This is a genomic window from Streptomyces sp. Ag109_O5-10 (assembly GCF_900105755.1).
Taxonomy (GTDB): Bacteria; Actinomycetota; Actinomycetes; order Streptomycetales; family Streptomycetaceae; genus Streptomyces.
On record NZ_FNTQ01000001.1, the window covers coordinates 2803258 to 2815610 of the forward strand.

Annotated in this window: 9 protein-coding genes; 3 read left to right on the forward strand and 6 right to left on the reverse strand. The window is 71.3% G+C overall.

Annotation, left to right across the window (positions count from 1 at the left end; all coding sequences use genetic code 11):
- Positions 1-54: 54 nt before the first annotated feature.
- Positions 55-513, forward strand: a complete 459-nt coding sequence (locus BLW82_RS12780; protein ID WP_093498900.1) for a MarR family winged helix-turn-helix transcriptional regulator — start codon at positions 55-57, stop codon at positions 511-513.
- Here the strand turns inward: BLW82_RS12780 and BLW82_RS12785 are convergent.
- On the reverse strand, positions 510-1565 hold the full coding sequence (locus tag BLW82_RS12785) for an FUSC family protein (protein WP_107408530.1): 1056 nt from the start codon (positions 1563-1565) through the stop codon (positions 510-512). The two genes, BLW82_RS12780 and BLW82_RS12785, sit on opposite strands and share 4 nt — an antisense overlap.
- 63 nt (positions 1566-1628) lie before the next feature.
- On the opposite strand from BLW82_RS12785, the gene BLW82_RS12790 reads away from it, so the two are divergent.
- Positions 1629-2051: a MarR family winged helix-turn-helix transcriptional regulator gene (locus tag BLW82_RS12790; protein WP_093498902.1), complete on the forward strand. Its 423-nt coding sequence runs from the start codon at positions 1629-1631 to the stop codon at positions 2049-2051.
- Positions 2052-2124: 73 nt separating this feature from the next.
- Here the strand turns inward: BLW82_RS12790 and BLW82_RS12795 are convergent, their stop codons facing one another.
- The gene (locus tag BLW82_RS12795; protein WP_093498903.1) at positions 2125-3498 is read right to left on the reverse strand and encodes a hypothetical protein; all 1374 of its coding nucleotides are present in this window, start codon (positions 3496-3498) and stop codon (positions 2125-2127) included.
- Positions 3499-3540: 42 nt separating this feature from the next.
- Positions 3541-6552: a glycoside hydrolase family 3 protein gene (locus BLW82_RS12800; protein ID WP_093498904.1), complete on the reverse strand. Its 3012-nt coding sequence runs from the start codon at positions 6550-6552 to the stop codon at positions 3541-3543.
- Between the two features lie 127 nt (positions 6553-6679).
- Between BLW82_RS12800 and BLW82_RS12805 the strand changes: the two genes are divergently transcribed.
- Positions 6680-8545, forward strand: a complete 1866-nt coding sequence (locus tag BLW82_RS12805; protein ID WP_093498905.1) for a ricin-type beta-trefoil lectin domain protein — start codon at positions 6680-6682, stop codon at positions 8543-8545.
- A gap of 223 nt (positions 8546-8768) precedes the next feature.
- On the opposite strand, the gene cimA is transcribed toward BLW82_RS12805, so the two are convergent.
- The 3 genes from cimA to BLW82_RS12820 form a co-directional block, all read right to left on the reverse strand.
- Positions 8769-10379 carry a citramalate synthase gene (gene cimA / locus BLW82_RS12810; protein WP_093498906.1) on the reverse strand — a complete coding sequence of 537 codons (1611 nt, stop codon included), beginning with the start codon at positions 10377-10379 and terminating at the stop codon, positions 8769-8771.
- Between the two features lie 309 nt (positions 10380-10688).
- Positions 10689-11288, reverse strand: a complete 600-nt coding sequence (locus BLW82_RS12815; protein WP_093498907.1) for a TetR/AcrR family transcriptional regulator — start codon at positions 11286-11288, stop codon at positions 10689-10691.
- Positions 11289-11306: 18 nt separating this feature from the next.
- Entirely contained in the window at positions 11307-12344 is a 1038-nt protein-coding gene (locus tag BLW82_RS12820; RefSeq protein WP_093498908.1) for an agmatine deiminase family protein, read from the reverse strand.
- Positions 12345-12353: the final 9 nt, after the last annotated feature.

The following is a 12353-nucleotide window of genomic DNA, read 5'->3' on the forward strand; positions in this document are numbered from 1 at the left end:
AGTTCCTATGGTCGGTCACTCCGAAACAGGCAGGTCAAGACGGAGGTACCGGTCATGGAGTACTCGCACACCGACGCCGAACTGCTCCAGCAGCCCGTCGGATACTGGAGTTGGGCCGCCTACAAGTCCGTCGTCGACCGCATCCGCGCCTCCCTCTCCGAGATCGGCACCACCCAGCCGCAGTGGTGGGTCCTCGCTCAGGTCTCACGTGCCGACCGGGTCAGGACCCGCGACGAGGTGTCCCGTCTCCTGCGGAACTATCTGGGCTCCGGACCCGAGATCATGGAGTCCGAGATCGACACGACCGTCTCCCGGGGATGGATCACCGAGGACGCCGAGGGCCGCCTGAGCCTGACGGCCGACGGCAGGGCGTTCTACGCCAGGGCCGCGGCCGTCCAGGACGAGCTGCGAGCGGAACGGCATGCGGGCGTCTCCGACGAGGAGTACCTCATCACTCTCAAGGTGCTGCAACGCTTCATCCACAACACAGGCGGCCAGGCCTGGCACCACTAGGTCCACGCCGGCCGTGCCGCGGCGGGCTCGCGGCGTTTTGGTACCGGTAGCAGCCACCACGCCGACGCCACCGAGAGGACCGCGCCCACCGCGATGCCCTCCAGGCGGGTCGGCAGCAGGTAGCCCGCGTGCTGGCCGAAGTAGCCGAGGAGGAGGGAGAGGGCGCAGGTCATGCCGGCGGCCCAGTAGGCGTAGCTGAGGGGACGCAGCCAGAGGGCGATGGTGAGGGTGGTGAACATCAGGGCCACGGCGGTGTGACCGGTGATGCCTGCGGCCGCCACGCCCGTCGCCAGGAGGGTGCCCGCACAGGCGCCGGCCAGCCGCTCGATTCCCTTGCGCAGTACGTCCGTTCGGCCGCGGTTGCCGCTCGCGGCGACATAGGCGGTCAGGACGACCCAGGGCCAGTGGTCGTCGAAGAGCAGGTGGCCGAGCGTGAAGGCCGCGGCGATCCCGGCGGCCATCTGGAGTGCCATGCGGGTGCTGGGGCGGGGGTGGAGGCGGGACCGGCGCGAGGACATGGCGGGCGCGGGGGCCGGGGGCCAGGGGGCGAAACGGTCACCGAGGGACTGCACCAGCCAGACCGAGCCGCACGCCATCGCCCCGATCAGCGCCGACCAGCCCCAGGTCACAAGCCCGCTCTGGGCCTGTGCCGGCAGCGCGGGACCGGGGACCACGAGCAGGGCCACCAGGGGGAGGGCGAGCAGCGTGCCCGCCTTGGTGGCGGCCGGCCCGAAGCGGCGGATCCAGATGGCCAGTGCCATCCCGGCCGTGTAGACGGCCGCGCCCGCCGCGTAGTGGGAGGCGAGCAGACGGCCGACGAAGATCGAGGCGGCGGCGGTCACGGGCAGCAGCACGAGTGCCGTCAGCCTTCGGCGGGTGTCCGCGGTGCGCTGGGTCGAGGCGAGGGTCAGGGTGAGGGCGACCGCGAGGACCAGCACGTCGGTGTGCAGCCCGGCCATCCCCTCCAGGGCCAACGCGGCCCCCCAGGAGAGCAGAACGGCCGTCATCGTCAGCCCGGCTTCGTACGCGTTGCGTATGAGTTTGGCGGTCACGGTGGCGATAATACGGGGCACTGGTAGGTGGTAGTAGTAAGCAATCGCGTACGATTTTTCGTCATGGAGCATCTTGCCGACGCCGCCCGTATCCGTCGTGCCGTGCTGCGGTTCAACCGCCGGCTGCGGCAGGAGCGTGGGGACGGGAGCCTCAGTCCCAATCAGCTGTCGGTGCTCGGCCACCTGTACCGGCACGGAACGGCCACGCCCGGCGAGGTCGCGGCGGCCGAGCGGCAGCGGCCGCAGTCGCTGACCCGGGTCTTCGCGGAACTGGAGGCGGAGGGGCTGATCGGGCGGGCGCCGGACCCCTCGGACCGGCGGCAGTCCGTGCTGAGCCTCAGCGAGGACGGGCGGCGGGCGCTGGAGGACGACATGGCACAGCGGGACGCGTGGCTGGCCGGGGCGCTCGGGGCGTTGAGCGAGACCGAGCGCGGAGTCCTGCTGCTGGCGGCCGGCGTGCTGGAGCGGCTGCGGGACGTTCAGTAAGACCGTCAGCAAGGCTGAGAGTAAGGCTGACGGCAAGACCGACAGTAGGACAGGCGGAAGAACGGACAGCAGGTCAGAAACCGCCGCCGAAGTCCCCGCTGTCGCCGCCCCCGCCCCCGAAGTCCCCGCCCCCGCCGAAGGAGCCGAAGTCCCCGGGGTCGAAGTCCGCGCCGGACACGTCGCCTCCCTGGTAGCCGCCGGTGTCGAAGCCGCCGAAGTCGCCGTACCCGGTGCCGTAGTCGGCCGCGTAGGCGGGGGCGGACATCCAGCCGCCCAGGGCGGTGCCGATGAGGAGGCCGGGGAGGATGCCGCCGCCGAAGTAGCCGCCCGCCCAAGGACCGTAGGCCGGGCCCGCGTCCCAGTAGGGGCGCCGGCCGTAGTCGGTGTCGACCTCGCGGACCGCGGGGTCGTGTCCGTCGGCGAGGCGGGCGGCGTCGGCCGCGCAGACCGGGACCTCGCGGGGCGCGCCACCGGGCGGGGTCCAGGTGGCGTCGGTGACGGAGGGGCCGTGCCGAGGGTCGAAGAAGCATGGCGGGCGGCGCTCCGGGAGCGGGCGGCCCTCGCGGCGGGCGGCCAGCCGGGCGAGCGAGAAACGGCCGTCCTCCAGTGCCTGGGTGACCGCGCGGACGTCCTCCGGTCTGCGGGCACCGGCCATCGCGGACTTCGCCTGGTCGTAGGCGTTGAGCGCGTTCTCGTAGTCGGCGCGCATCGCGTCGTCGGCGCCCGGTTCGGCCGGGCGGAAGTCCAGGCGGTCGAGTTCCTCGCCGAACGCGGTGATGTCCTCGTCCACGACCACCCGGAGCCGGTCCAGGGCGGCCCGCTGCTCCTCCTCGTGGCGGCGGCGGTTGCGGCGGACCAGGGCGTAGGCGCCCGCCCCGCCGGCCACGACCACGGCACCGAGCGCGATCAGCGCCGTACCGGAGACTCCCGAGCCGCCCGTGCTGCCGCCGCCCCAGGAGGCGGGGGCCTTGCCGCCCATGTTGGTCAGGGCGCGGCCGGTGAAGTCGGTCAGCTGGGCCTTGGCGCTCTCGCCCTGGACGCTGGTGACCAGGTTCTGCACGGCCGTCCTGGGCAGGACCGAGGAGTCCGCGCGGGCGTCGAAACGGTCGCCGAGGCGGACGGCGTAGAGGCCGGTGATGCCGGTGGCGGTGCGCAGGTCGGTGAAGAGGTCCTTGGTGGGGTAACCGGCGGGCAGGACGGCGACGAACAGAGGCTTGTCCGCGTCCTTGATCTGCCGGGCCAGCGCGTCGGCGTCGGCCGAGGAGAGCTGGGCGGCGGCCGCCGGGTCGACGTACACCGGGTTCTTGCGCAGGGCGTCGGCGACCGCGGAGACGCCGGTGGCCGCGCTCGCCCGTGGGGCGGGCGCGGCCAGGGCGACCAGCGCCAGCGCGAGCGCCAGGAAGAGCAGCCCCGGGAGGCTTCGGGTGGTCCGTCGCACCGCGTTCATGCCTCGAACCTACCCCGAAGCCTCCCTGGGAGCGCTGTCCTCCTACGCTGCCCGGTAGGCCTCCGTCAGCTTCTCCACCGCCGCCGCGTACTTGCCCGTGAGCAGCAGGTGGTCGGCGTCGGCGAAGGGCTTCGAGACGGCCGCGGTGACCGACTGCCCGATCTTCGCCTGGACCAGCAGCCGGGCCTGGCCGACCACCTTCCGGCCTGCCGATCCGGAGCCCGAACGCTCGGCCGCCCTCGCCGCCGCGCCGAGCGCCTGCAGGGTGGCCTCACCGCCCTTGGGCGCCTTGGTCAGCGTGGTCAGGCCCCAGCCGAAGGGGTACTGCGGGTCGTACGACGCGTCGCCCACGTTGATCGGCAGCTGCGCCTCGGACTTCGGCCAGGTGACCGGGAGCTGCCCGGTGAAGGCCTTCTTGCCGTAGAGCACGTCGGCCACGCCGTCGCCCTCGGTGCCCGGCAGCCAGGAGGCCACCAGGGCGTCGATCTCGCCGAGCCGGTCGCCGATGAGCTGCGGGCGCCCGGAGACGACCAGCACCGCGCACTTCATGGCCGCGCACACCTTGTCCACGGCGGCCTGGTCGGCCGCCGACAGCACGAGGTCGTTGCCGTTGCCGACGTCGCCGACGCCCTCGGCGTACGGGGTCTCGCCGACCGCGACCACGCCCACGTCGTAGCCGCTCGTCGGCGCCGAGGCGTCCTTGGAGTAGGTGACGTCTCCCCCGGCGTTCCTCATGCCCTGGAGGATGGTGGTGCCGGTGGTGTGGGTGCCGGACTGGCCCTGCCAGGTGATGGTCCAGCCGCCGGTCTGGTTGCCGAGGTCGTCCGCGTTGGACCCGGCGACGTAGACCTTCTGCGACTTCTTCAGGGGCAGGACGCCGTCGGAGTTCTTCAGCAGCACCTGCGACTCGGCGGCCGCCTGGCGGGCGACGGCCCGGTGTTTGGAGGAACCGACCTTCGAGGCGTTGCTGGTGTCGGCGTAGGGGTGCTCGAAGAGGCCCAGCTTGAACTTCTGGGTGAGGATGCGGGACACCGCGTCGTCGATGCGCCGGTCGCTGACGGTGCCCGCCTTCACCTGGTCGATCAGGGTCTTCGTGAAGTCCTGGTAGCTGTACGGCACCATCATCATGTCGACGCCCGCGTTGACGGCCGTGCTGACGTGGGACGCGTAGTCGCCCGGGAGCTGGTCGATGGCGTTCCAGTCGCTGATCACGAAGCCCTGGAAGCCCATCCGGCCCTTGAGCACACCGTTGATCATGTCGGCGCGGGCGTGCATCTTCACCGGGCCCTGGCCGTCGCCGACGATCTCCAGCGAGGAGTACGACGGCATGACCGTGCCGATGCCCCGGTCCACGGCCGTCTGGTACGGCGCCAGGTGGATGGCCTCCAGCTGCTGCCGGGTGACCGTGGTGACGCCCTGGTCGATGGTGTACGTGCCGGTCGTGGACGAGCCGTAGGCGGTGCCGCCGTCGCCGACGAAGTGCTTGGCGGTGGCCAGGACCTTGTCGTCGTCCTTCAGGTCCCGTCCGTCCGCGCGCCCCTGGAGGCCCTGGATGACGGTCTCCATGGACTTCACGAGCGCCGGGTCCTCGCCGAAGGACTCGTAGGAGCGGCCCCAGCGTTCGTCACGGGTGACGCAGAGGCAGGGGGCGAAGTCCCAGGAGACGCCGGTGGCCCGGACCTCGGAGGCGGTCACCGCACCGGCCTGCTCGGCGAGTCCGGGGTCACGGGTGGCGCCGATGCCGATGTTGTGCGGGAAGATCGTGGCGCCGGCCAGGTTGTTGTGGCCGTGGACGGCGTCGGCGCCGTAGATGAGCGGGATCTGGAACCGGGTGGCCTGCGCCCGGAGCTGGAAGTCGTCGATCATCTGCGCCCAGGCCGCGGCCGTGTTGGGCGTCGGGGTCGAGCCGCCGCCGGAGAGCAGCGAGCCGAGGTCGTACGCGGCGACGTCACCGCCGGTGCCCACGGCACCGCGCTCGGCCTGGGTCATCTGGCCGACCTTCTCCTCCAGGGACATCCGGGAGAGGAGATCGGCGACCCGCTTCTTCACGGGCAGCTTGCTGTCCAGGTACGGCAGTCCGTGCGCGTCGATGACGACCTGCGGGGTCTCCGCGGGGGCCTTGGCGCCGGTGACCGCGAGCTTCAGCGGGATGGTCTCCGCCGACTCGGCCGAACGGTCCTTCAGCGTCGGCACCTTGATGGTCCGCGTGGCCCCGGAGGCCGTGCCCGCCGGGAAGGTGACCGTGCCGGAGACCGCCTTGTAGTCCTTGCCGGCCTCGGCGGTCCCGCCCTCCGTCGTGTACGCGACGGTGACCGGGTCGTCGATCGGGGCGGAGCCGGTGGTGGCGACGGTGACCTTCACGCTCGCCGTGCCGCCCTCCTTCACCGGGTAGACGGCCGCGTCCGTGCTGACCGACGCGCGCAGCGCCTGGTCGGCCTTGCCGTACAACTCCACGTCGTCCATGGCGAACCGGCCCTTGAGCCCGACGGGGAGGGTGACCGCGTAGCCCCACATCTGGGTCAGGCCGAGGACGTGGTCGATGCCGCCGACCGGCTGGTAGTCGGTCCGGTAGACGAAGTCGGTGAACGGGATCTCGATCTGCTTCCAGCCGGTGAAGTCGTCGGTGAAGGACGTCGTCCACAGCTCGGAGGCCTCGCCGTTGGTGCCGCCGTCCTTGATCTCGAAGGCGATCTTCTTGCCGTTGTCCTGGCCGTCCCACCAGAAGCGGATGCCCTGGTGCGCGGACCAGTCGTGGGCGGGCTCGGTGGCGGCGAAGTCGTGGGTGAAGCCGCCGTAGCCGCTGATGTCGTAGGTCCCGGCGAGGACCTTGGCGCCCTCGGGGGCGTCGGCGCGGTCGGCGAACTGGAGGGCGGGCGGGTCGTCGCTGTCGCCTCCCCAGGTGAAGATGCCCTCGGCCGGCTGGGAGGCGAAGGGGACCTCGCCCTCGAACCGGTCGACGGGGGTGGGCGCGGGGTCGTCGGCGGCGCTGGCGGCGGACAGCGGGATCAGGGCTGCGAGCAGTGCGGTGGAGACGAGCAGGGCGGCTCTTGGCATGGACCTTCCCTCGACTCTCTGGTTCACTCGGGGCTCTCACAGTTCACTCATGGCTTAGATCACGTCGTGAGTTAACTAACGGCTCGCGCACCCGTCAAGACGTCCCGTCAGGAAGGGCGATGTGCCCATGAGAAGAACCCCCCACACCCTGCGCCTGTTGCTGGCCGGACTGCTCACCGCGGCCGGCTTCAGCGCCGTCGTGCCGCCGGCGCACGCGGCCGGTGAGCAGGTCACCGCGTACCTCACCACCACCGACGACTCCGCCGGACGCCATGTCACCCGCGGACTCCAGGCGCAGACGCCGTTCGCCTTCTCCTCCGGGACCGGGGGCGGCGGCACGAACATCACCGTCGACGAGAACACCCGCTACCAGACCTTCACCGGCGGCGGCGCGTCCTTCACGGACACCGCGGCCTGGCTGATGAACAGCAGCGGGGCGCTGTCCCAGGCCACCCGGGACGCCACCATGCAGAAGCTGTTCTCGCCGACGAACGGCATCGGTCTCTCGTTCCTGCGCAATCCGATGGGCGCCTCGGACCTGGCACGGTACGGGTACACGTACGACGACATACCCGCCGGGCAGACCGACCCGAACCTCAACAGCTTCTCCATCTCGCACGACCTCGCGGACGTCGTGCCGCTCACCAAGCAGGCGCTCCAGCTGAACCCCTCTCTGACTGTCATGGCCTCGCCATGGACGGCACCGGCCTGGATGAAGGACAGCGGCTCGCTCAACGGGGGCTGGCTCAAGTCGGAGGACTACGCCGCCTACGCCGCGTACTTCGTGAAGTACCTCCAGGCGTACCAGGCGCAGGGCGTCAAGGTCTCCTACGTGACCCCGCAGAACGAGCCGACCTGCTGTTCCGGCTACCCGTCGATGAGCTGGAACGCCTCCGGGCTGCAGTACTTCCTCAAGAACGACCTGCTGCCGCAGCTCCAGTCGGCCGGCCTGTCCACCAAGGTCCTCGCGCACGACTGGAACTGGGACGTGTACGACTCCTACGCGGCCGCCCTCGTCAACGACTCGACGATCCGCAACCACCCCAACTTCGGCGGGATCGCCTGGCACGGCTACGGCGGTGACGTCTCCGAGCAGACCACCGTGCACAACCAGTACCCCACGCTGGACGCCTTCGGCACCGAACACTCCGGTGGCACCTGGGTCGCCAACCAGCAGAAGGAGGACATGTCCAACATCATCGACTACACCCGCAACTGGGCGAAGTCGGTGACCAAGTGGTCGCTGGCCGTGGACCAGAACATGGGTCCGCACAACGGCGGCTGCGGCACCTGCACGGGCCTGGTCACCGTGCACAACGGGGACGGCGCGAGCGGGACGGTCGACTACACCGTCGAGTACTACGACATGGGCCACCTGACGAAGTTCGTCCGGCCGGGCGCGCAGCGGATCGCCTCCACCGCGTCCACCACCGTGCCGAACGTGGCCTGGCGCAACCCCGACGGCTCGAAGGCGCTGATCGCCTACAACGACTCGTCGAGCGCGCAGACGGTGACCATCAACTGGGGCTCCCAGCACGCCACGTACTCGCTCCCCGGCAAGAGCTCGGCGACCTTCACCTGGTCCGGCACCCAGTCGGGCGGCGGCAGCCAGACCGGCGCGTTCGTGGGGCTCGCGAGCAAGTGCCTGGACGTGGCGGGCGGTTCGACCGCGAACGGCACGGCCGTCCAGCTCTACGACTGCAACGGGTCCACCGCCCAGCAGTGGACCGTGCAGTCCGACGGGTCGATCCGGGCGCTCGGCAAGTGCCTCGACGTGACGTCGGCGTCCACGGCGGACGGCGCGAAGGTGCAGTTGTACGACTGCAACGGAACCGGTGCGCAGCAGTGGTCGTACAACTCCTCCACCGGTGACGTGGTGAACACGGCGGCGAACAAGTGCCTGGACGTCACGGACAACTCGTCGGCGAACGGGGCCCGGGCACAGATCTGGTCCTGCACGGGCGCCGCCAACCAGAAGTGGCACCTGCAGTAGGCGAACCCACCCAGGGGGCTCCGCCCCCTGGACCCCCGGGCCTTCGCCCACCCGCCACCCGACTCGGTCGGGAGAGAGGTGAGGCCCGCCCGGCGTCGGCCGAACCGGCGCCGGGCAGTCCGCCCGGCGTCCGGCACGGCGGGGCGGGCAGCCGGCCGCCGGCACGCGGGCGCGAGCACCCGGCCTCCGGCACGGCGGGGCGGCAGCAGGCCCCGGCTCCCGTTTACTCGGCCGGCTCCACGCCCGCGCGCAGCAGGCCGTACGTGTATGCGTCCTCCAGGGCCTGCCAGGAGGCGGCGATGACGTTCTCGGCGACGCCGACCGTGGACCATTCGGCGCTGCCGTCGGAGGTCGAGATCAGGACCCGGGTGGTGGACTCGGTGCCGTGCTTGCCCTCCAGGATGCGGACCTTGTAGTCGACGAGGTCCAGCTTGGCGAGCTGGGGGTAGATCTTCTCGAGGCCCACGCGCAGGGCGCGGTCGAGGGCGTTGACCGGGCCGTTGCCCTCGGCGGTGGCGACGATGCGCTCGCTCTTGGCCCAGAGCTTGACGGTGGCCTCGTTGGCGTGGGTGCCGTCGGGGCGGTCCTCGACGATGGCCCGCCAGGACTCGATGCGGAAGTAGGAGCGGGGTTTGCCCTCGACCTCGGCGCGCAGGAGCAGTTCGAAGGAGGCGTCGGCGGCCTCGTAGGTGTAGCCCTTCAGCTCGCGTTCCTTGACGCGCTCCACCACCCGGCCGACCAGTTCGCGGTCGCCGCCGAGGTCGACGCCGAGTTCCTTGCCCTTGAGCTCCACCGAGGCGCGGCCGGCCATGTCGGAGACGAGCATGCGCATGGTGTTGCCGACCAGGGCCGGGTCGGTGTGCTGGTAGAGGTCGGGGTCGACCTTGATCGCGGAGGCGTGCAGCCCGGCCTTGTGCGCGAAGGCCGAGACACCCACATAGGGCTGGTGGGTGGAGGGGGTGAGGTTGACGACCTCGGCGATGGCGTGGGAGATGCGGGTCATCTCGCGGAGCCGGCCCTCGGGCAGCACCTGCTTGCCGTACTTCAGCTCCAGGGCGGCGACCACCGGGAACAGGTTGGCGTTGCCGACCCGCTCGCCGTAGCCGTTGGCCGTGCACTGGACGTGGGTGGCGCCCGCGTCGACCGCGGCGAGGGTGTTGGCGACCGCGCAGCCGGTGTCGTCCTGGGCGTGGATGCCGAGCCGGGCGCCGGTGTCCGCGAGGACGGTGGAGACGACGGCGTTGACCTGGGCGGGGAGCATGCCGCCATTGGTGTCGCAGAGCACGACCACGTCGGCGCCGGCCTCGGACGCGGCCCGTACGACCGCCTTCGCGTACTCGGGGTTGGCGCGGTAGCCGTCGAAGAAGTGCTCGCAGTCGACGAAGACCCGGCGGCCCTGGCCCTTGAGGAAGGACACCGTGTCGCGGACCATCTCCAGGTTCTCGTCGAGGGTGGTGCGCAGGGCCAGCTCGACGTGCCGGTCGTGGGACTTGGCGACCAGGGTGATCACCGGGGCGCCGGAGTCCAGCAGCGCCTTGACCTGGGGGTCGTCCGCGGCCTTGGCGTTCGCCCGGCGGGTGGCGCCGAAGGCGACCAGCTGGGCGTTCCTGAAGTCGATCTCCTGCTGGGCACGGGCGAAGAACTCGGTGTCCCGCGGGTTGGCGCCCGGCCAGCCGCCCTCGATGAAGCCCACGCCGAAGTCGTCCAGGTGCCGGGCGATGGCCAGCTTGTCCGCGACGGTGAGGTTGATGCCCTCGCGCTGCGCGCCGTCGCGCAGCGTGGTGTCGAAGACGTGGAACGAGTCGTCCAGCTCGTTGGTTTCCGTCTCGGTCATGGTCTCAAGGCTCCTGATGTCGAATCTCGGTCGTACCGGAATGACCGGCTCCACCGTCCCTCCATGGTCCCTCGCGCCCGTCCTCCGGCTGAAGGTGGGCCGGAAAACGAAAAAACCCCTCGCGGGTGCGAGAGGTCTGCGCGCGGGTCGAGGACGACGATGGCCACCCGTACCTGGTCGTACGTGGTGGTCACTGCGGACCGGCGCGCCTGCTGCCCATAATCATGGCGAACGAGAGCACGGATGCAGTCTGGCACAGACCGCCCCGTGCTCACCGTCCGTCTCATGATGCGAACAGTGTGCAGTCCGTCACGTGTCCGCGAGGAGCTCCGCCGCCAGGAAGTCGCGCACATGGCCGAGCACCTGCGCCCGGTCCGTGCCGCGCAGGCCGATCGCCACGTGGATGGAGAAGCCGTCGAGCAGCGCGCGCAGCCGGGCGGCGAACCGGTCGGGGTCGACGGGCCGGAACTCGCCGCGTGAGACGCCCTCGGCGACCAGCGCGACCAGGTCGCGGTGCCAGGCGCCCTCGATGGCGGCCTGCCGGTCGCGGGCCGCCTCGTCGGCGTTCTGCGAGCGGTTCCAGACCTCCAGCCAGAGCGTCCAGTGCGGGTCCCGGTGCCCGTCGGGGACGTACAGGTCGACGTAGGCGTCGAGGCGCTCGCGGGTGGTGCCGCGCCCGGTGAGCAGCCGGCCGCGCTCGGCGCCCAGGCGGCCCTCGCTCCACTCCAGGGTCTGGAGCAGGAGTTCGTCCTTGGAGTGGAAGTAGTAGAGGAGATGGCCACTGCTCATGCCGACCTCACGGCCGAGCGCGGCCATGGTGAGCTTCTCCAGGCCCCGTCCGGCGATCATCGTCATGGCGGCGGCGAGCACGTCCTCGCGGGGCGGGGCCTGTCTGCGCCCACCGGCCATCTTCGGCTCCTCGAACTGCTACGGGATCTTCGGTTGCTGCTGGGTGACGCAGTGGATACCGCCACCCCCCGCGAAGATCGTACGGGCGTCCACCAGGGTCACCGCCCGCCCGGGGAAGAGGCGGCGGAAGATCCCGGCGGCGATCTCGTCGCGCGGGTCGTCGAAACCGCACAGCACGACCCCGCCGTTGCAGAGGTAGTGGTTGATGTAGGAGTAGTCGGCCCAGTGGCCGTCGGCCTCCAGGACGGTCGGGGCGGGTACCTCGACGACCTCCAGGCTGCGGCCGCGGGCGTCGGTCTGGGACCGCAGCAGGCCGATGACCTCCTCGCTCACCTCGTGGTCGGGGTGCGCGGGGTCCGGCTGGGAGTGCGCGACGACGACGCCCGGGCGGGCGAAGGCGGCGACGATGTCGACGTGGCCGAGGGTGCCGAAGCCGTACGGGGGGTAGTCGCCGGTGAGGCCGCGGGGCAGCCATATCGCCTTGCGGGTGCCGAGCATGCCGTGGATCTCGGCCTCGACCTCCGCCTTCGTCCAGCCCGGGTTGCGCTCGGGGCCCAGCTGCACGGTCTCGGTGAGCAGGACGGTCCCCTCGCCGTCGACGTGGATCGCACCGCCCTCGTTGACCAGGCGCGAGGCGTACGCCCGCGCGCCCGCGAGGTCCGCGACATGCGCGGCGATCTTCGCGTCGTGCTCCCAGCGGGCCCAGTGCTGGGCGCCCCAGCCGTTGAACGTCCAGTCCACGGCGGCCAGTTCACGCCCGTTGGTGAGGAAGGTGGGGCCGATGTCCCGCATCCAGGCGTCGTCGAGGTCCCGCTCGACGGTGTCGACGCCGGGGCCGAGCAGCGTCTGTGCCGCCGCCGACTGGCCGGGGCCGCACACGACGGTCACCGGTTCGAAGCGGAGGACGGCACGGGCCACCGACGCCCAGGCCATCCGGGCGGCGACGAGGTCGTCGGCGTCGTCGAAGGTGGGGTTCGGGCCCGGCCACGCCATCCAGGTGCGCTCGTGCGGGGTCCACTCGGCGGGCATCCGGAAGCCGTCGGAGGCAGCAGTCATCGGTGATCC